This window comes from Aurantimonas coralicida DSM 14790, assembly GCF_000421645.1.
In the GTDB taxonomy this organism is placed as follows: domain Bacteria; phylum Pseudomonadota; class Alphaproteobacteria; order Rhizobiales; family Rhizobiaceae; genus Aurantimonas; species Aurantimonas coralicida.
The window spans coordinates 70,092-89,960 of the sequence record NZ_ATXK01000013.1; the positions used below are offsets into that span (position 1 = coordinate 70,092).

At 66.8% G+C, this 19,869-nt stretch carries 17 protein-coding genes; 10 read left to right on the forward strand and 7 right to left on the reverse strand.

The window, feature by feature from the left end; all coding sequences use genetic code 11:
* Window positions 1-2 precede the first annotated feature (2 nt).
* Together H536_RS0120010 and H536_RS0120015 are read right to left on the reverse strand one after the other, a co-directional pair.
* On the reverse strand, window positions 3-1,463 hold the full coding sequence (locus H536_RS0120010; RefSeq protein WP_024352137.1) for an aldehyde dehydrogenase family protein: 1,461 nt from the start codon (window positions 1,461-1,463) through the stop codon (window positions 3-5).
* 79 nt (window positions 1,464-1,542) lie between these two features.
* Window positions 1,543-2,268, reverse strand: coding sequence for a GntR family transcriptional regulator (locus tag H536_RS0120015; protein WP_051141664.1), 726 nt, complete (start codon window positions 2,266-2,268; stop codon window positions 1,543-1,545).
* 146 nt (window positions 2,269-2,414) lie between these two features.
* Between H536_RS0120015 and H536_RS0120020 the strand changes: the two genes are divergently transcribed.
* The 5 genes from H536_RS0120020 to H536_RS0120040 all read left to right on the forward strand — a co-directional run bounded on the left by H536_RS0120020 (window position 2,415) and on the right by H536_RS0120040 (window position 7,359).
* Entirely contained in the window at window positions 2,415-3,392 is a 978-nt protein-coding gene (locus tag H536_RS0120020) for a TRAP transporter substrate-binding protein (protein WP_029703759.1), read from the forward strand.
* Between the two features lie 129 nt (window positions 3,393-3,521).
* Entirely contained in the window at window positions 3,522-4,040 is a 519-nt protein-coding gene (locus tag H536_RS0120025; RefSeq protein WP_024352140.1) for a TRAP transporter small permease, read from the forward strand.
* Window positions 4,037-5,308: a TRAP transporter large permease gene (locus tag H536_RS0120030; RefSeq protein WP_024352141.1), complete on the forward strand. Its 1,272-nt coding sequence runs from the start codon at window positions 4,037-4,039 to the stop codon at window positions 5,306-5,308. Before H536_RS0120025 ends, H536_RS0120030 begins: the two co-directional genes overlap by 4 nt.
* A gap of 46 nt (window positions 5,309-5,354) precedes the next feature.
* The gene (locus H536_RS0120035; RefSeq protein ID WP_029703762.1) at window positions 5,355-6,449 is read left to right on the forward strand and encodes an isocitrate/isopropylmalate dehydrogenase family protein; all 1,095 of its coding nucleotides are present in this window, start codon (window positions 5,355-5,357) and stop codon (window positions 6,447-6,449) included.
* 25 nt (window positions 6,450-6,474) lie between these two features.
* Entirely contained in the window at window positions 6,475-7,359 is an 885-nt protein-coding gene (locus tag H536_RS0120040; RefSeq protein ID WP_024352143.1) for an NAD(P)-dependent oxidoreductase, read from the forward strand.
* A 54-nt stretch (window positions 7,360-7,413) separates the two neighbouring features.
* On the opposite strand, the gene H536_RS0120045 is transcribed toward H536_RS0120040, so the two are convergent.
* From H536_RS0120045 to H536_RS0120065, 5 genes are all read right to left on the reverse strand, one after another.
* Window positions 7,414-8,706, reverse strand: coding sequence for an amidase (locus tag H536_RS0120045; RefSeq protein ID WP_024352144.1), 1,293 nt, complete (start codon window positions 8,704-8,706; stop codon window positions 7,414-7,416).
* Window positions 8,707-8,774: 68 nt separating this feature from the next.
* Window positions 8,775-9,734 carry an ABC transporter substrate-binding protein gene (locus tag H536_RS0120050; RefSeq protein ID WP_024352145.1) on the reverse strand — a complete coding sequence of 320 codons (960 nt, stop codon included), beginning with the start codon at window positions 9,732-9,734 and terminating at the stop codon, window positions 8,775-8,777.
* A 36-nt stretch (window positions 9,735-9,770) separates the two neighbouring features.
* The gene (locus tag H536_RS0120055; RefSeq protein ID WP_024352146.1) at window positions 9,771-10,637 is read right to left on the reverse strand and encodes an ABC transporter permease; all 867 of its coding nucleotides are present in this window, start codon (window positions 10,635-10,637) and stop codon (window positions 9,771-9,773) included.
* A 9-nt stretch (window positions 10,638-10,646) separates the two neighbouring features.
* Window positions 10,647-11,420, reverse strand: coding sequence for an ABC transporter ATP-binding protein (locus H536_RS0120060; RefSeq protein WP_024352147.1), 774 nt, complete (start codon window positions 11,418-11,420; stop codon window positions 10,647-10,649).
* 355 nt (window positions 11,421-11,775) lie between these two features.
* Complete coding sequence (locus tag H536_RS0120065; protein WP_024352148.1) at window positions 11,776-12,816, reverse strand: SMP-30/gluconolactonase/LRE family protein; 1,041 nt, start codon at window positions 12,814-12,816, stop codon at window positions 11,776-11,778.
* A 261-nt stretch (window positions 12,817-13,077) separates the two neighbouring features.
* Between H536_RS0120065 and H536_RS0120070 the strand changes: the two genes are divergently transcribed.
* From H536_RS0120070 to H536_RS0120090, 5 genes are all read left to right on the forward strand, one after another.
* Complete coding sequence (locus tag H536_RS0120070; protein WP_024352149.1) at window positions 13,078-14,142, forward strand: ABC transporter ATP-binding protein; 1,065 nt, start codon at window positions 13,078-13,080, stop codon at window positions 14,140-14,142.
* A 134-nt stretch (window positions 14,143-14,276) separates the two neighbouring features.
* Window positions 14,277-15,593, forward strand: a complete 1,317-nt coding sequence (locus H536_RS0120075; RefSeq protein WP_024352150.1) for an ABC transporter substrate-binding protein — start codon at window positions 14,277-14,279, stop codon at window positions 15,591-15,593.
* Window positions 15,594-15,715: 122 nt separating this feature from the next.
* Entirely contained in the window at window positions 15,716-16,648 is a 933-nt protein-coding gene (locus H536_RS0120080) for a carbohydrate ABC transporter permease (RefSeq protein ID WP_024352151.1), read from the forward strand.
* Window positions 16,649-16,679: 31 nt separating this feature from the next.
* Window positions 16,680-17,582, forward strand: a complete 903-nt coding sequence (locus tag H536_RS0120085) for a carbohydrate ABC transporter permease (RefSeq protein ID WP_024352152.1) — start codon at window positions 16,680-16,682, stop codon at window positions 17,580-17,582.
* 150 nt (window positions 17,583-17,732) lie between these two features.
* Window positions 17,733-19,850 (forward strand): catalase, encoded by a 2,118-nt coding sequence (locus H536_RS0120090; protein ID WP_024352153.1) that lies wholly within the window; start codon window positions 17,733-17,735, stop codon window positions 19,848-19,850.
* The last annotated feature ends 19 nt before the right edge of the window (window positions 19,851-19,869 follow it).

The following is a 19,869-nucleotide window of genomic DNA, read 5'->3' on the forward strand; positions in this document are numbered from 1 at the left end:
GCCTAGCCGTGCTTGATCGAGATCGTCTTCAGGCGGGAGAAGCCGTAGAGGGCCTCGAACCCCTTTTCGCGGCCGTGGCCGGATTTGCCGACACCGCCGAAGGGCAGTTCGACGCCGCCGCCGGCGCCGTAATTGTTGATGAAGACCTGCCCGACATGCAGCTTGCGGGCAAGCCGCATCTGGCGGGCGCCGTTCTCGGTCCACACGCCCGCAACGAGGCCGTAATCGGTGCCGTTGGCGATGCGGATGGCGTCGGCCTCGTCCTCGAACGGGATCAGCACCTGCACCGGGCCGAAGATCTCCTCCTGGGCGAGCCTGTGGTCGGGATCGACGTCGGCGAAGAGGATCGGCGCGACGTAGTGGCCGTCGGCCGGGGCATCGGCGTGGATCGTGCCCTCGCCGGCAATGGTCAGCTCGGCCTTGCCCTGGGCGATATAGCCCGCGACGATCGCCTTCTGCTTGCCCGAGACCAGCGGTCCGAGATCGTGGTCGGCCGATGCGGGGCCGACGACGAGGCCGGCATAGACCTCGGCCATGCGACGTTTCACCTCGTCATAGATGCCGCGCTGCACCAGCACGCGCGAGGCGGCCGAGCAGGTCTGGCCGGCGGCCTGGACGCAGGCGCCGACGAGGGTCGGCAGGGCCGCGTCGAGATCGCAATCGTCGAAGACGATGTGCGGCGACTTGCCGCCGAGCTCCAGCGTCACCGGAATGACGTTCTCGCTGGCGGCGGCCTGGATGCGCCGGCCGGTGCCGACCGAGCCGGTGAAGGAGACATGGTGGACGCGCGGATGCGCCGACAGCGCCGCGCCGACCTCGTGGCCATAGCCGGTGACGATGTTGAGGACGCCGGCGGGCAGGCCCGCTTCCTCGGCCAGCGCCGCGACGGCCAGCGCGCTGAGCGAGGCGTCCTCGGCCGGCTTCAGGACGCAGGCATTGCCCATGGCGAGCGCCGCGCCGACCGAGCGGCCCATGATCTGCATGGGGTAGTTCCAGGGAATGATGTGGGCGGTGACGCCGTGCGGCTCGCGCAGGGTCAGGACCGTCGTGCCTTGCTGATAGGGGATGGTCTCGCCGGTGATCTTGTCGGCGGCGCCGCCGTAGAACTCGAAATAGCGGGCAAGCGCCACGGCGTCGTTGCGGGCCTGGCCGAGCGGCTTGCCGACATCGCTCGATTCCAGATGCGCCAGCGTCTCGGCGCGTTCGGTGACGAGGCGGGACAGACGCACCAGGATACGGCCGCGCTCGGTCGCGGTCATGGCGCCCCATTCGCCGTCGAGCGCCGCTTCCGCCGCCGCGACCGCGGCCTCGACATCGGCGGCCGTGCCCGCGGCGATCTGGCCGATGTTCTCGCCGGTCGAGGGGTTCTCGACGGCGATGGTCCGGCCGCCGGCGCCGGGGCGCCATTCACCGCCGATCAAGAGCTTCGTCGGATCGAACCAGAGACCGGACTGGATTGTCATGTGATGTTCCTCCCAGGAAAATGCCCGCGCATGCGGCGCGGTGGGCGCGCCGGGACGATCCGCCGGCGGCCGGTGTCGTTCAGACGGCGTGTCGGACGTGCGGTTCGAGCCGCTCGCGGGCGGCTTCGAGATGGGCCAGCATGGCGGCTTCGGCCCGCGGCGGGTCGCGGTCGATGATCGCCTCGAGGATCCCGACATGCTCCTCGATGACGGCGTGGCCGACATTGGCGTGATAGCGCAGCCGGAAGATGTGCATCTGGGTGAACAGCCGACCCAGCGTCTCGGCAATGAGGTCGTTGCCGCAGGCCTCGGCGATGGCGGTGTGGAAGCGACTGTCGAGAACCACGAGCCGGGCGCAATGGGCGTCGATGTCCTCGCGCGACAGCGCCTGCATCTCGGCGGCGATCTCCTTCAGCACGGCAAGCTGGCCGGGCGTGGCATGTTCGGCGGCGCGCGCGGCGCTGCGCGGCTCGACCAGGGCGCGCATCTCGAAGATGCTCTCGAGCCGGGCGACGGAGGGCAGCGGCGCGACCGAGTAGCCGGTCAGATGCTTCTTGACGACGAGACCTTCGGCTTCCAGCCGGATCAGGGCGGCGCGGGTCGGGGTCTGGGAGACGCCGAAGCGGCGGGCCAGCTTGTCGACGGAGAGGCGTTCGCCGGGCGGGATCTTCAGGCCGATCAGGTCGTCGACCAGCCGCTCGTAGACCGCGTCGCCGAGCGACGGACCCTGCACGATCAGGTCGTCCGTGGACGCGGTCCAGTCCCCCATGCGATCTCCGCGAAAGGCGGTGTTGCGGTCGGCCACAGCCCGTCCTTGACCAATGCCATTCAGTCTCATACGGATATCGTATCGGATATCTGGTGTAAACATCATCGGATTTGAGGTTGCCGACGCAGGAGGATGCGGGCAATTTCAACCAAGACGGTCCGAACCGAATGGGAGGAATACGCATGACCCTGAGAGGCATTCTCGCCGGCGCCCTTCTGGCGACCAGCGCCCTGACCGCGACGTCGCTTTCGGCCAAGGAAATGAACTTCGCCATCGTGACGCCGCCGGACGGTCACTACGGCCAGGGCGCCAAGGCCTTCGCCGAAAAGATGAACGAGCTCTCCGAAGGCGAGATCACCATCAACGTCAAGGCCGGCGGTTCGCTGGGCGGCGAGCGCGAGCTCCTGGAAGGCGAGCAGATCGGCACGATCGAGCTGGCCATGACCTCGACCGGTCCGGTCGGCAGCTTCGTGCCGGAGATCTACGCCCTCGACTTCCCGTTCCTGTTCAACGACTACGCCAGCGCCCACGAGATTCTCGACGGCGAGATCGGCGACGAGCTCCTGGCCAAGTTCGAGGACAAGGGCATGATCGGCCTTGCCTGGTCGGAGAACGGCTTCCGCCACATCACCAATTCGGTGAAGCCGGTGCAGACGCCCGCGGACGTTGCGGGCCTGAAGCTGCGGACCATGGAAAACCAGGTCCATATCGACGCCTTCAAGGAACTCGGCGCATCGCCGACCCCGATGAGCTGGACCGAGGTGCTGACCTCGCTGCAGCAGGGCACGATCGACGGCCAGGAGAACCCGATCCCGATCATCGTCTCCAACAATATGTGGGACATGCAGAAATACGTGACGCTGACCGGCCACGTCTATTCGCCGGCGGTCATCACCATGTCGAAGATCCACTGGGACCAGCTCTCCGAAGAAGAGCAGGGCTGGATCCGCGAAGCCGCCAAGGCCGGCGTCGAGGCGACCCGCGCGGTCGTCGCCGAGACCGAGAAGAACGGTGTCGCCACCATGCGCGAGAACGGCATGGAAGTGATCGAGGATGTCGACAAGAAGGCGTTCCAGGATGCGGTCCAGCCGACCTATGACCGCTACGGCAAGGAATATGGCGAGGCCATGATCCAGCGGATTCGCGACGCCCAGAAGTAAGCCACTCGACAAATCGCGGGGCCGGACCGTCCGGCCCAGCGCCGCCCGGCTGCGGTTCGCGGCCACCGCCCGCGCGCGGCTTCGATCGAGGCCGCGCGTCTCGTCCTCCAGCTCTCGAAGGTGCCGTCCATGCGCAAGGCCGTCCTGACCGCCGCCGAGAAGCTGACCGTTCTCACACATAATCTCTCCGCCCTCCTGCTGGCGCTGGCGACGGCGCTGGTGTTCTGGCAGGTGGTGACGCGCTTCGTTCTCGGCGATGCCGCGGCGTGGTCGGAGGTGCTGGCCCGCGGCGTGGTGATCTGGATGGTGTTTCTCGTCGCCGGCGCCGGCTTCCGGCTGAGCGCGATGATCCCGCTGGAATTCGTGCGCAGCGTCCTGCCCGACCGCATGCAGCGCAGCGTCTCCTTCATCGTCCTTCTCGGCATCCTCGCCTTTCTCGGGGTGCTGACCTGGTTCGGCGTCTTGATGACGATCCGCGTCTCGACCCAGCAGGTGGCGATGCTCAACATCCCGATCTCCTGGCTCTATGCCGCGATCCCGGTCGGCGCGGTGCTGGCGATACCGGGCGCCATCCTCGAATTCCTGCGCCCGATCGAGCCGTCGCGGGCCGAGCATGACGTCCAGCGCGACCGGGAGTCCTTCGAATGAACGCCGCCCTCGTCGCTGCTCTCCTCGTATTCTTCTCGCTGTCGATCCCGGTCGCCGTCGCGATCGGCCTTGCCGCGATCGTCGGTGTCGCCTTCTTCTCGCCGCTGCCGCTGCTGGTGGTGCCGCAGAAGATCTTCACCTCCATCGACAGCTTCCCGCTGCTGGCGGTGCCGTTCTTCATCCTGGCCGGCAATCTGATGACCCATGGCGGTGTCTCGCGCCGGCTGGTGGATTTTGCCAAGTCGCTGGTGGGCGGCGTGCAGGGCGGGCTGGCGTCGACCTGCGTCGTCACCTGCATGATCTTCGCAGCGATCTCCGGCTCGTCCGTTGCCACCACCTTCGCCATTGGCGCGATCCTCGTGCCGGCCATGGCGCGGCACAAATATCCGCTGCCCATGGCCGCGACGATCCAGGCGACCTCGGCCGAACTCGGCGTGATCATTCCGCCCTCGGTGCCGATGATCATCTTCGGCGTCTCCACCGAGACCTCGGTGACCAAGCTGTTCATCGCCGGCATCGGGCCGGGCGTGCTCATCGCCGGCGCGCTGATCGTGATGACCCAGGTCTGGTGCCGGCTGAAGGGCATCGGCAAGGAGGACGGCGACGACGCGCTGCCCATCGTCAAGAGCACGATCGACGCCTTCTGGGCGCTGATGCTGCCGGTGATCATCCTCGGTGGCATCTATGGCGGCATCTTCACGCCGACCGAGGCGGCGGCCGTCTCTGCGGTCTATGCGCTGGTCGTCGGCCTGTTCGTCTACCGGGAGATGAGCTTCTCCGACCTGCCGCGGATCTTCCGGGCATCGGCCGTGGCGACCGGGGCAATCATGCTGATCATCGCCACGGCGGGACTGTTCTCCTTCCTCGTCAGCCTGTCGGGTCTGCCCAATGTCATCGGCAGCTGGGCGGAAGCGACCTTCGGCGGGGCGGTGGGCTTCCTGCTCTTCGTCAACGTGCTGCTGCTCCTGGTCGGCATGTTCGTGGAGACCTCGGCGGCGATCCTCGTCCTGGCGCCGATCCTGACGCCCATCGCCATCGGCTTCGGCGTCGATCCGGTCCATTTCGGCATCATCGTCATCGTCAATCTGGCGCTCGGCATGGTGACGCCACCGCTTGGCGTGAACCTCTTCGCCGCCGCCGCCGTGGCCCGCATCCCGGTGCAGAGCATGTTCCGCTCGCTCATCGTGCCGGTGCTCGTGGTGTTCGGCGCGCTTCTCCTGATCACCTTCGTGCCGGCGATCTCGCTGTGGCCGGCGGCGCATCTGTGAGCCGGCAGGCCGGCGCAATCCTTTCAGCCAGACCAGGGACTTCCGCATGAGTGCAGTGACGCCGTACCGCATCGCGACCATCGAGGGCGACGGGATCGGCCCCGAGGTGACGCAGGGCGCCATGCGGGTGCTGACGGAAGCCTGCGGCGCGGGCGTCCTCGACTTCGTCATGCTGGAAGGCGGCGCCGGCTCGCATGTGGCGACCGGCGAGGTGCTGCCGGCCGAGACGGCCGAGGCCTGCCGGACGCATCACGCGATCCTGCACGGCGCCGCCGGCCTGCCGGGCGTCGTCTATCCGGACGGCACCGAGGTCGGCAACGAACTGCATCTGAAGCTGCGCTTCGCGCTCGATCTCTACGCCAATGTGCGGCCGATCAAGCTTCTGAAGGGTGTCGCCTCGCCGCTGCGCGCTTATGAGGGCGGCGGCATCGACTATGTCATCGTGCGCGAGAACACCGAGGGGCTCTATGCCAGCCGCGGCGCTGGCGTGGTGCTGCGCGGCGAGATGGCCTCCGACAGCCTCGTCATCACCCGCAAGGGCACCGAGCGCGTCGCTCGCTTCGCCTTCGAGCTGGCCCGGCAGCGCAAGGGCGCGCTGCGTGACGGCAAGCGTCGCGTCACGGTCTGCGACAAGGCCAACATCCTGCGCAGCTACGCCTTCTTCCGCGGGATCTGCGACGAAGTGCACGGCGACTATCCCGATGTCGAGATCGACTACGCCTATGCCGACGCGATCACCGTGCATCTCCTGAAGCGGCCGGATTTCTACGACGTGATCGTCGCCGAGAACATGTTCGGCGACATCATCTCCGACCTCGGCGCCGCCACCGTCGGCGGCATGGGCATTTCGCCCTCGGGCGAGATCGGCGACAGCCACGGCCTGTTCCAGGGCGCCCACGGCTCGGCGCCGGACATTGCCGGCCAGGATCTGGCAAGCCCGGTGGCGGCGATCCTGTCGGGCGCGATGATGCTGCGCTGGCTGGCGGACAAGCACGACGACGCCGCGCTCGCCACGGCGGCCGGACGCGTCGAGGCGGCGGTCGACCGGACGCTGGAGGCGGGCGACTTCGTGCCCACCGATCTCGGCGGACGCGCACGCTGCAGCGAGATGACCGACGCCATCCTGCGGGCGATGGCCTGACCCTTTCTCACAAGAGGACAAGTGCATGACGAAGCAGACGGTCGGCGTGATCGGCGTCGGGATGATGGGCCACGGCATCGCCCGCAACATCCAGAAGAAGGGTTGGCCGCTCGCCTATCTCGACCATCCCGGCAACCAGCCGAGCGATGATCTCGATGCGGATGGGGCAAGGCGCTTCGATGACGCCTCGGCGCTGGCGGCGGCGTGCGACGTCCTCATCCTGTGCGTCACCGGCAGCCCGCAGATCGAGGCGCTGCTGCTGGGGCCTGACAGCGTCACCGCCGCGCTGCAGCCGGGCACCATCGTGGTCGATTGCTCGACCGGCATTCCCAGCGCCACCATGAAGGCCGCCGAAGCGGTGAAGGCGGTCGGCTGCGACTTCGTCGATGCGGCCATGACCCGCACGCCGAAGGAGGCCGAGGAGGGCCGGCTCAACCTGTTGATCGGCGGTGACGCGGCGACGGTCGAGGCGCTGACACCGCTGTTCGAGGCGTTTTCGGAGAACCGCTTTCATGCCGGCGGCATCGGCCGGGGCCAGACGCTGAAGCTGCTGCACAATTTCGTCTCGCTGGGCAGCGTCACGCTGATCGCCGAGGCGGCGGCCTGCGCCGCCGAGAACGACATCGCGCCGGAGGTGCTGGTGGACTGCCTGCGGCGCGGAGGCGGCTACGGCGCCGGTCTCGACCGCACCGCCCCCTATATCCTCGATGGCGATGTCACCCCAATGCGCTTTTCCAATGCGAACGCCCGCAAGGACCTGACCTATTACAGCCAGCTCGTCGAGGAGACCGGCACGTCCCGCAAGGTCGCCGAAGGCGTGCGCGGCGCGCTGGACTGGCTGGTCGAGACCGGCCATGGCGACGAGATGATGCCCACCGCCTGCACGACGTTCCGCAAGAAGGACGCTTGATCGCCTGACCCGGACGGCCGCCTCCAAAGCAGAGGCGGCCGTCCGAAGCCTTGATCAGCCCATCGTCGCCAGGGTCGCCTCGGCGAAGGCGGCGACGCTCAGGAGTTGTCGGTCCCGGCTCCACGGCGCGACGAGCTGGATGCCGAGCGGCAGGCCGTTGGGCCCGAAGCCCGCGGGCAGGCTGATCGCCGGGGCTCCGATGAAGGTCCAGGGCGCGCAGAGCGCCGGATCGCCGGTGTTGTCGAGCCCCTCCGGCGCTTCGCCGGTCGCCGGCACGGTGAGGATCGCGTCGTAGCCGGCAAAGTGCTCGGCCATCGCGCGGCGCAGATGCTTCTGGTTCTCCAGCGCGGCGACATAGGCCTTGGCGGAGATGCCGGCTCCGTCGGCAACCAGCGCCTTCAGATGGTCGCTGGTGCGATCGGGGAAGCGCTCGACGCGCTCCTCGTAGATATGCCGCCCCTCGACCCGCAGAACCGTCATGATGTCGTCGAGGGTCTGGGCGTAGAGCGCGTTCAGCGCCACCGGCTCGAGCATCGCGCCCGCCGCCGTCAGCGCTGCCGCTGCCCGGTCGCGCAGGGCGCGCTGATGCGGATCGACGCGGTCCCAGGCCGGTGGCTCGATGACGGCGATCCTGGGGCGTTCGGCCGCGACAGTCGCGCTGCCGGGCTCCGGTGCGGTGCCGGCCGGCAGGTCGCCATGCGGATCGGACGGGTCGGCGGCGGCGAACAGCCCATAGGCCCTGGCGATGGTGGCGACGTCGCGGGCGAACAGGCCGACATGGTCGAGCGACCAGGACAGCGGATGGACGCCGGTGCGCGGGATCGACCCATAGCTCGGCTTGTAGCCGACGACGCCGCAATAGGCGGCGGGGCGGATCACCGAGCCGATGGTCTGGGTGCCGAGCGCCAGAGGCACGATGCCGGCGGCAACGGCGGCGGCCGAGCCGCTCGACGAACCGCCGGGCGTGTGGCGCGAATTGTGCGGATTGACCGTCGCGCCAGGGCTGCGCCAGGCGAACTCCGTCGTGACCGTCTTGCCGAGGACCGTGCCGCCCAGCTCGCGGATGCGCGCGACGATCCAGGCGTCAGCGGCCGGAACATGCGCCGGGTCGATGCGCGAGCCGTAGCCGGTGGGCATGTCGGCGGTGTCGATGATGTCCTTGACGCCGACGGCGAGGCCGGCAAGCGGGCCGCTGGTGCCGGCGGCCGGCGCGGTGTCCGGCAGATGGGCGAAAGCGCGCAGGGCCGGATTGCTGCTGACGGCCATTTCGTAGGCGACCCCGACGGGGCCGAGCGTCGTGTCGCCCGCAGTGCCGATGCCGGCCGCGGTGGCGGTGATGTTTGCCATGGTCAGATCCCCCTCGAATGCGTCGCCGCGGGACGCTGGGCGCCCCGCGGCATCGATGATGCGCTCGCTCAGTCGACGATCGCCTTGTCGATGAACTGCCGGTCGATGAAATTGGCGAAGTCCGGCTGGGAGTCGAGATTGCCGAGGGCGATCTGGACGCCGAGGCTGGTGGTCATCGCCTCGTCGGTGATGTCGACGCTGGGAGCGTAGACGCCGTCGGTGATCATCCGCTTGACGGCGGCCTCGACCACCTTGGCGTCGAGGTTCGGGAACTCCTTCTGGGCGACCGCGACCGCATCTTCGGGCGAGGCCTGGATCATCGCCAGTGCCTTTTCGAGACCGTTGACGAAGCTCTGGGCCTTGTCGGTGTCGATATCGGTGCGGGTCATGATGGTGGAGAAGGCGTAGGGGCCGTATTCCTTCGGGAAGGAGACGATGACCTTCTTGCCCTCGGCGACCGCCTGGTCGACGCCGGGCTCATACATCACCGCCAGCGGCGCCTGGCCGCCGATGAAGGGGGCCGGCTCGGCGCCGATCTGCACCTGGGTGAGGGTGACGCTGTCCTCGGAGACGTCGTTCTCGCCGAGCATCTTGAGGAACAGCGACGTCGAGGTGGTCGGCATCATGCCGGCGACCACGGTCTGGTCGGTGAAGCTCTCGGGACCCTTGTAGTCGAAATCCTCGTCCGCGAGGATCCAGACGGCGGCACCGTTGACGACATTGGCGATGGTCTTGACCGGGGCGCCCTTCTCGAAGGCGATGGCGGTCCATTCGGGACCGTGCAGCGAGAAGTCGGCGCTGCCGGAAATGACCGAGTTGAGCGCCGTCGGGCCGGAGCCGGCGCTTTCCTTGATGACGGTCAGGCCCTCGGCCTCGAACATGCCCTTGTCCATGGCGACGTAGAGCGGCAGGTAGAGCAGCGACTGGAAGGCCTGGGAGATCGTCACCTCGGTCTTGTCCTGGGCCAGCGCCGGGCTGGCGAAGGCGGTGAGGGCGGCGGTGGCCGCGACGGCGAGAAACTTCTTCATTGTTGGTACCCCTGCTGGTGATGGGAGGCGCAAGCCTCAGGCTGCGACCTGTCGCGTGGACTGGTCCTGCTTCCACGGCAGCACGCGCCGCTCGATGAAATTGACGATGTGGTAGAGGGCGAAGCCCAGGATCATCAGCGAGAACAGCCCGACCCAGACGGTGTTCAGGTCGTAGAGATTCGACGCCGTGAAGACGAGGTGGCCGAGCCCGTGCTGGGAGGAGATGAACTCCCCGACGACGGCGCCGACGAGGGCGAAGCCGATATTGATGCGGAAGGTGGCGATCACCGCCGGCAGCGAGGATGGCACCACCGCCTTGAAGAAGATGCGGTGCTTGTCGGCGCCCATGGAGGTGAGCAGGCGCTGCAGATCCTTGTCGGAATCGCGGGCCGCCTGGTAGGCGGTGATCAGCGCCACGATGGCGGTCATGGCGACGACGAGTGCGATCTTCGAGGTGTAGCCGGTCCCGAACCACAGGATGATCAGCGGTGCTAGGGCGATCTTCGGCACGCTGTTGAGGGCGATGACGAAGGGCTCGACCAGTCGGGCGACACCGACCGAATACCACAGCGACAGGCCGAGAGACGTGCCGATGGTGGTGCCGAGGATGAAGCCGACGACCGCTTCCAGCGTGGTGTAGCCGGCATCGACGAAGAGCGAGCCGTCCATGATGAAGCGGGCGAAATTGACGAAGATTCCCGACGGCTGACCGAACAGGAAGCCGGACACGCCGCCGTAGCGCACGCCGAGTTCCCACAAGGCGAAGAAGCTCAGCACGGCGAGAAGCTGCAGTCCTGACCGGGCGATGCCGCCGCCCAGCCCGTCACTGGCGATCTGCCAGTCGATGCGGCGACGCGGCATGGCCCCGGTCGCGGCAGGATTGCGTGTGGTGGTGATGCTCATTCGGTGCCCTCAGTGCGTCTGGATGTCGAGCTCGTTGCAGAGCAGGTGGAAGTACTGGGCGAAGTGCGGATCGCTGCGCGACTCCACGGGGGAGTGGCTGGCGATGTCGATCTCGTGGATGGCCTTCACCTTGGACGGGCGCCCGGACAGGACGACGACGCGCTTGGACAGGGCGACGGCCTCGTCGACGTCGTGGGTGATCAGGATGACCGTCTTGCCGGATTTCTCGACCGCGTCGACGAGGACGCCTTCGAGATGCAGGCGGGTCTGGTAATCCAGCGCCGAAAAGGGCTCGTCGAGGAGCAGGATGTCCGGGTCCATGACCAGGGTGCGGATCAGCGCGACGCGCTGGCGCTGGCCGCCCGACAGGGTGCTCGGATAGGCGTTCTCGAAGCCGCTGAGACCGAAGGTGTTGAGGTAGTCGAGGGCCTTTTCGCGGGCTTCCTGCCGGTCGACATTGCGCATTTCCAGGCCCAGCAGGGCGTTCTGCAGGACTGTGCGCCAGGGAAAGAGAAGGTCCTTCTGCATCATGTAGCCGATGCGGCCGCGCAGGCCGTCCACCGGCTGGCCGCGATAGCGCATGACGCCGCCATCGGCCTCGAGCAGTCCGGCGATCATGTTGAAGATCGTCGTCTTGCCGCAGCCCGACGGGCCGATGATCGAGACGAAGTCCCGTTCGTAGATGTCGAAGGTCAGGTCGCGGACGACCGGGACCGTGCCACTGCGCGTGGCGAAGGTCTTGGCGAGGCCGCGGATTTCCAGTTGCGTCTGTCTGTCGCCCATATCGGCTCCTCATGCTGCATTGCGACAGACGCAGCATGGAGTGTGCCAGATGAGCGGGTTGGCCAGTCCGGACGGTGGTGCCCGACGCGCGGGTTCGTTCAAGTCGCTGGAATCACTGCGTCGCGGCCACCTGCATGGCTGCCCTGCACTTTCTGCAGGGCGGATTCTGCCGATTTTTTACCGCCCTCCGCCGCGGGATGCAGCCGAAGCGCGCGCAGAACATGCGCTTCATGGCTAAAATATATACACGACTTATGATTGCATCATTATAAGGCAGCGCAGAGTGGGCGCCAAGAATGCGCGGCCGGACGGGCGGCAGCTAAGGATCGCGCTGCCGCCGCGTATCTGTCGCCGATCAGGCGATATGGGCGCCCTGGGCGGCGGTGAAGATCGAATAGATCGACTGGCTCGCCGTCATCAGCAGCCGGTTCCGGTGCTCGCCGACGAAGGTGAGGTTGGCGCAGCCCTCCGGGGTCTTGATCTGGCCGATCTTGGTGCCGTCCGGTGCGTAGACATGCACGCCGTCCTGGCCTTCGCCGGCAAAGCCCGTCGCCGCCCAGACATTGCCGTCGACATCGGCGCGCAGACCGTCGTGGAAACCGCTTTCCAGCGTTGCGAATTCGCGCCGGCCGGTCAGCCGGCGGCCATTGTCCTCGACATTCCAGGCGATGATCAGGGCCGGCTCCGGATGATGCGTTGCAGCAGAATCGGCGACGTAGAGCGTGCGGTAGTCCGGCGAGAAGCACAGGCCGTTCGGCTTGAAGATCTCGTCGCTCAGCCGGGTCAGCGCGCCGCTCGACGCATCGATATGGTAGATGCTTGTCGGCAGTTCGAGCTCGCGCACGGTGCCTTCATAATACCAGTGGCTGCCATAGCCCGGATCGGTGAAGATGATGCCGCCGTCGTCCGGGTGGACCACCGCATCGTTCGGCGCGTTGAGCTGCTTGCCCTCGAAGGTCTCGGCCAGCACCTCGGCCGGGCCCTGGTGGCCGTAGCGCACGACGCGGGCGGTCGAGTGTTCGCAGCTGATCTGCCGGCCCTCGAAATCGAAGGTATTGCCGTTGGAATGGTTGGAATGGTGGCGCAGCGGCGTCACCGCCCCGGTGACCTCGTCCCAGCGCATCTGGCGATTGTTGGGAATGTCGCTGAAGACGGCGTAGCGGCCGACGCCGTTCCAGGCCGGCCCCTCGGCGCACAGGGCGCCGCTCCACTGGCGCTGCAGCGGCGTGTTGCCGATCATGTATTGCGAGAAGCGGGGATCGAGCACCTCCCAGGCGTCGTCGGGATAGCGGGATGGCTGCGGCGCGAGCGACTGCGCCCGTACGATATGCGGCATGGCGAGCGCGGCGCCGAGCGCCGCGCCGCCGGTGAGCAATGCGCGTCGATGAATGGTCATGGGTTCCTCCCCGTCGACCGGCATGCCGACCCTCCGGACGACCGTGTTGCTGTTGCGGGGAACGGCCGGCGCCGAAGCGTAACGCGAAGCGGCAGGCCGGGCCAGCGTAACGTATACGAAAAGCCCGCAATCGCGCTGTAACGGTCGCGGTTACCTTGCGGTGCAGCACAAGATTTCGGCGTCCGGCGCCCGCCAGCCATTGCGCAGGGGAGCCTGCGAATACAGTATACCGCCTGAAATTGCTGCGAGGGTGGGGCTTCAATGGCATCTGTGACATTTCGGGACGTGCGCAAGGCGTTTGGCCCGGTCGAAGTGCTGCACGGCGTATCCATTGATATCGAGGAAGGCCAGTTCGTCGTGCTGGTCGGTCCGTCCGGTTGCGGCAAGTCGACCCTCTTGCGGATGCTGGCCGGTCTAGAGCACATCACCTCCGGCGAGATCCTGATCGGCGACCGGGTGGTCAACGCGCTGCCGCCCAAGGATCGCGACATCGCGATGGTCTTCCAGAACTACGCGCTCTATCCGCACATCACGGTCGCCGAGAACATGGGTTTCTCGCTGATGCTGAAGAAGGCCTCCAAGGCGGAGATCGCCGAGCGGGTGCGGCCGGCGGCCGAGATCCTCGGCCTGACCAATCTGCTCGACCGCTATCCGCGGCAATTGTCGGGCGGCCAGCGCCAGCGTGTCGCCATGGGGCGGGCGATCGTGCGCGAGCCGCAGGTCTTCCTGTTCGACGAGCCGCTGTCCAATCTCGACGCCAAGCTGCGCGTCTCGATGCGCTCGGAGATGAAGAACCTGCACCAGCGGCTGCAGACGACCACGGTCTACGTCACCCACGACCAGATCGAGGCGATGACCATGGCCGACAAGATCGTCGTCATGCATGACGGCATCGTCGAGCAGGTGGGCAGCCCGCTGGAGCTCTACGACCGGCCGGACAATCTCTTCGTGGCCGGCTTCATCGGCTCCCCCGCCATGAACATGATGACCGGCGCCGTCGATCCGAACGACCGCGCGACCTTCGTCACCGGCCACGGGCACCGGCTGCCGATCGCGCGGCCGGGCAAGGCCGAGCCGGGCCGCGAGACGATCTATGGCGTCAGGCCGGAATCCTTCCGCCTCGGCGGCGACATTCCGCTGCGGGTCGAGGTTGTCGAGCCGACGGGCTCGGAGACCCACGTCATCGCCAAGCTGGGCGACAGCGACGTGATGTGCGTGTTCCGCGAGCGGATTTCGGCGGGGCCGGGCGACGAGCTGCCGGTCTCGATCGACGCGGAGGCGGTGCATCTGTTCGACGCGGCGACGGGCGCGCGCGTTTCGGCCTGAAGCCGGCAAGGCTTCGGGCGGCCGGTCGGGTTGGAGGACCCGGCCGGCAAGGGAGGACGGCCGTGACGGCAGCGGGAGCGCCGTCACTTCGGGGCACAGAATCGCACGCTCCCGCGCAAGTGGAGGAGATCACGATGACCATCAATCGCAGGACGCTTCTGGCCGGCACGGCCGGCCTCGCCGCCAGCGCGGCCTTCATCGGGCCGTTTGGCATGCGCGGGGCGCTGGCCCAGGCGGCCGCGCCGAAATTCAAGCCGGAGGAAGGCGCCTCGCTGCGGCTTCTGCGCTGGGTGCCCTTCGTCGCCGGCGAGGAGGAAGCCTGGAACGCCAACACCAAGGCCTTCACCGAGGCGACCGGCGTCGAGGTGCAGATCGACCAGGAAAGCTGGGAGGACGTGCGCCCGAAGGCCGCCGTGGCCGCCAATGTCGGCTCGGGCCCCGACATGGTGATGAGCTGGTTCGATGACCCGTTCCAGTATCCCGACAAGCTCGTCGACGTGACCGACCTTGCGACCTCGCTCGGCGAGCAGCATGGCGGCTGGTACGAGGGCCTGGAAGGCTATGCCAAGCAGGGCGACAAGTTCATCGCCGTGCCGCTCTGCGCCATCGGCAACGCCATCTGCTATCGCGACAGCCACATGAAGGCGGCGGGCTTCGAGGAATTCCCGTCAGACACGGCGGGCTTCCTGGAACTGTGCAAGGCGATGCAGGCCAACGGCACGCCGGCCGGATTCCCGCACGGCAAGGCGGTCGGCGACGGCAACAACTACGCTCACTGGCTGTTGTGGAGCCATGGCGGCAAGACCGTCGACGAGGCCGGCAAGCCGGCCATCGACAGCCCCGAGACCCGAGCGGCGATCGAATATGCCAAGGCGCTCTATGCCACCTTCATCCCCGGCACCGAGAGCTGGCTCGACATCAACAACAACCGCGCCTTCCTGGCCGGCCAGATCTCGCTGACGGCGAATGGCGTGTCGCTCTATTACGCGGCCACCAAGGACCCGGAGATGGCCGAGATCGCCGAGGACATCCGCACCACCACCATGCCGGTCGGCCCGGTCGGCCAGCCGGCGGAGCTGCACCAGACCTCGACGCTCAACATCTTCCAGCACACGAAGTACCCGGAAGCGGCCAAGGCCTATATCGAGTTCATGTTCCAGCCGGAGCAGATGAACGCCTGGATCGAGGGCGCCAGCGCCTATTGCTGCCAGTCGCTCAAGGCCTATGCCGACAATCCGGTGTGGACCTCGAACCCGATCCACGAGCCCTATTCCAAGGCCTCGGCCAGCCTGCGGCCGAACGGCTTTGCCGGGCCGCTCGGACCCTCGTCGGCCGCCGTCATGGCCGATTACGTGCTCGTCGACATGTTCGCCGAGGCGGTGACCGGCCAGCGCACCGCGGACGAGGCCATCGCCAACGCCGAGCGGCGCATCGCCCGCTACTACCGCTGAGGCGGCTGGCACCGGCCTGAACGGCCGGTGCCACAAGAGGCGGGCGCGCGGGCGTTGCTGCCCGGGCGCCTGTCGGCGGCGGCTTCGGCCGCGCGCCCTTTCGGCAACGGAGACGATCGACGATGTCCAGCATAGAGGCGACCGCCAGGCCCTCGGCATTCCGCCGGTTCGTGCAGAGCCGCGGCGGGCTCGGCCTGTTGTTCATGCTGCCGGCGGCGGCGTTTCTCTTGTGCTTCCTGACCTATCCGCTCGGCCTCGGCATCTGGCTGAGCTTCACCGACACGACCATCGGCCGGACCGGCATCTTCATCGGCCTAGAGAACTATGCCTGGCTGTTCGACGATCCGGTGTTCTGGCTGTCGGTCTACAACACCATGCTCTACACGACGGTCGCCTCGGTGCTGAAATTCGGGCTGGGCCTGTGGCTGGCGCTGATCCTCAACGAGCATCTGCCGTTCAAGAACTTCTTCCGCGCCATCATCCTGTTGCCCTGGGTCGTGCCGACCGTCCTGTCGGCGCTGGCCTTCTGGTGGATCTTCGACAGCCAGTTCTCGATCATCTCCTTCGTCCTGATGAAATGGGGCTGGATCGACGCGCCGATCAACTTCCTGGGCGATCCGACCAATGCGCGGGCCTCGGTGATCGCCGCCAATGTGTGGCGCGGCATTCCCTTCGTGGCGATCTCGCTGCTCGCCGGCCTGCAGACCATCCCGCAATCGCTGAACGAGGCGGCGGCGCTGGACGGCGCGACCTCGTGGCAGCGCTTCACCAAGATCACCCTGCCGCTGCTGACGCCGATCATCGCCGTGGTGATGACCTTCTCGGTGCTGTTCACCTTCACCGATTTCCAGCTGATCTACGTCCTGACCCGCGGCGGGCCGGTCAACGCGACCCATCTGATGGCGACGCTGTCGTTCCAGCGGGCGATCCCCGGCGGCCAACTTGGCGAGGGCGCGGCCATAGCGGTGGCAATGATCCCGTTCCTTCTCGCCGCGATCCTGTTCTCCTTCTTCGGACTGCAGCGGCGCAAATGGCAGCAGGGAGGCGGCGAATGAGGCGCGTTCAGATGCGGGGAGGAACGATCCGATGAGCAAGCAATCGGCGGCCGCCAAGGCGGCGAACGACCGGGCCGAAGCCTCCGGCCTCAGCCAGTTCGACACGCTGCCGCGGCGGATCCTGACGCTCTACCTGCCGCTGTTCGTCTTCGTCTTCGTCCTGCTGTTCCCGTTCTACTGGATGGTGATCACGGCGGTGAAGCCGGACAACCAGCTCACCGATTACCAGACCTACAGCCCGTTCTGGGTGGTCGGGCCGACGCTGGAGCACATCAAGTATCTCCTGTTCGAGACCTCCTATCCGGGCTGGCTGTGGAACACGATGGTGGTCGCCGTCTGCTCGACCTTCCTGGCGCTGGCCGCCTCGGTCTTCGCCGCCTATGCGATCGAGCGGATCCGCTTCACCGGGGCGCGGGTGACCGGCCTGATGATCTTCCTCGCCTATCTGGTGCCGCCGTCGATCCTGTTCATTCCGCTGGCCTTCATCGTCTTCCAGGTCGGTATCTTCGATTCCATGTTTGCCCTGATCCTGACCTATCCGACCTTCCTGATCCCGTTCTGCACGTGGCTGCTGATGGGCTATTTCCGCACCATTCCGTTCGAGCTGGAGGAATCGGCGCTGGTCGACGGGGCGACGCGCTGGCAGATCCTGACCAAGGTGGTGCTGCCGCTGGCCGTGCCGGGGCTGATCTCGGCCGGCATCTTCGCCTTCACCCTGTCCTGGAACGAGTTCATCTACGCGCTCACCTTCATCTCCTCCTCGGAGAACAAGACGGTGCCGGTCGGCGTCCTGACCGAACTCGTGCGCGGCGACATCTACGAATGGGGAGCGCTGATGTCCGGCGCGCTGCTGGGCTCGCTGCCGGTGGTTATCCTTTACTCCTTCTTCGTCGATTACTACGTCTCGTCGATGACCGGGGCCGTGAAGGAGTAGCGCGGCGATCCGGGAGGCTGATCAGCGGCAGGCGGCGCACCGATGCGCGCGCCGGTATGGTCGCGGCTGCCAAATTTTCCGACATCCGCGCGCATCCTTTAGGGGGCTACGAGTCTTATCCGAGTGAACATCCCTTCACCCGGAGCAGACATGACTCAGCAATCGAACGCGGATAAGCCGCTGAACGCCGGTACGACGCAGGACTATCGCGGCGAGGGCGGCGAGCTGCACCAGGTCGCCGGCGGCGACGTTCCCCAGATGACGACCCAGGGCGGCGCCCCGATCGGCGACGACCAGAACACCCTGAAGGTCGGTCCGCGCGGCCCGACGCTGGTCGAGGACCAGGCGTTCCGCGAGAAGATCTTCCATTTCGACCACGAGCGCATTCCCGAGCGCGTCGTCCATGCGCGCGGCTTCGGCGTCCATGGCGTCTTCGAGACCTATGAATCCCTGTCCGACATCACCCGGGCGGACATGTTCCAGCGCGCCGGCGAACAGACCGAGATGTTCGTCCGCTTCTCGACCGTGGCCGGCAACAAGGGCTCGGCCGATCTTGCCCGCGACGTGCGCGGCTTTGCCTGCCGCTTCTACACCAAGGAAGGCAACTGGGACCTCGTCGGCAACAACATCCCGGTGTTCTTTATCCAGGACGCCATCAAGTTCCCCGACCTGATCCATGCCGCCAAGCAGGAGCCGGATCGTGGCTTCCCGCAGGCCCAGACGGCGCATGACAATTTCTGGGACTTCATGTCGCTGACGCCGGAAGCCATGCACATGGCGATGTGGATCATGTCCGACCGCACCATCCCGCGGTCCTTCCGCTTCATGGAAGGCTTCGGCGTCCACACCTTCCGGATGATCAACGCCGAGGGCAAGTCGACCTACGTCAAGTTCCACTGGAAGCCCAAGCAGGGCCTGCAGTCGGTCGTGTGGAACGAGGCGCTGAAGTTGAACGGCGCCGATCCGGACTTCCATCGCCGCGACCTGTGGGACGCGATCCAGATGGGCGACTATCCGGAGTGGGAGCTCGGCCTGCAGATCTTCGACGACGAGTTCGCCGACCGCTTCGACTTCGACATCCTCGACGCTACCAAGATCATCCCCGAGGAAGAAGTGCCGATCCGCGTCGTCGGCAAGATGACGCTGAACCGCGTCGTCGACAATTTCTTCCAGGAGACCGAGCAGGTGGCGTTCCAGACCGGCAACATCGTGCCGGGCATCGACTTCACCAACGACCCGCTGCTGCAGGGTCGCAACTTCTCCTATCTGGACACCCAGCTGAAGCGTCTCGGCGGACCGAACTTCACCCATATCCCGGTGAATGCGCCGCGCACCGAGGTCCGGCACTTCCAGCAGGACGGCCACATGTCGATGCGCAACCCGAAGGGGCGCGCCAATTACGAGCCGAACTCCTGGGGCGGTGCGGCCGGTGGCCCGCGCGAGGCACCGCGGGGCATATATCAGAGCTTCCCCGCCGAGGAAGCCGGCCAGAAGCGCCGCATCCGCTCGGAGACCTTCGCCGACCATTACAGCCAGGCACGGCAGTTCTACCTGTCGCAGACCCAGACCGAGCAGCAGCACATCGCTGACGCCTTCGCCTTCGAGCTGTCCAAGGTCGAGACGGTGGCGATCCGCGCGCGCATCGTCTCGCATCTCCTCAATGTCGACGAGGATCTGGCCAAGACGGTCGCCAAGAGCCTGCGGCTGAAGGAGATGCCGGCCCCGGCCGAGGCCGCCATGCCGACGCGCATGGATCTGAAGACCTCGCCGAAGCTGTCGATCATCCTCAACGGTCCGGAGAGCTTCAAGGGCCGCAAGGTCGGCGTGCTGGTCACCGACGGTGTCGATGCCGCGCTGCTGTCCGGCCTGAAATCCGCCATCGAGGCGGAAGGCGCGATGATGGAAATCGTCGCCCCGATGGTCGGCGGCGTCGAGGCCAGCGACGGCAGCTGGATCGAGGCCAAGCAGAAGGTCGATGGCGGTCCGTCGCTGCTCTACGACGCGGTGGCGGTGCTCGCGTCCGCGGATGGCGCGTCTACCCTGACCAAGGAGGCGACGGCCCGCGACTTCGTCACCGACGCCTTTGCCCATTGCAAGTTCATCGCCTATTCGGCCGAGGCGATGCCGCTGTTCGAGAAGGCTGGCGTCGCCGGTGATCTCGACGAGGGCTGCGTGAAACTCGCCAGTGCCGAGGACGCGAAAGGCTTCATCGTCCAGTGTCGCAAGCTGCGCCACTGGCAGCGCGAACCGAACGTCAATGCGGTCTGACGGTTCGACCATTCGACGG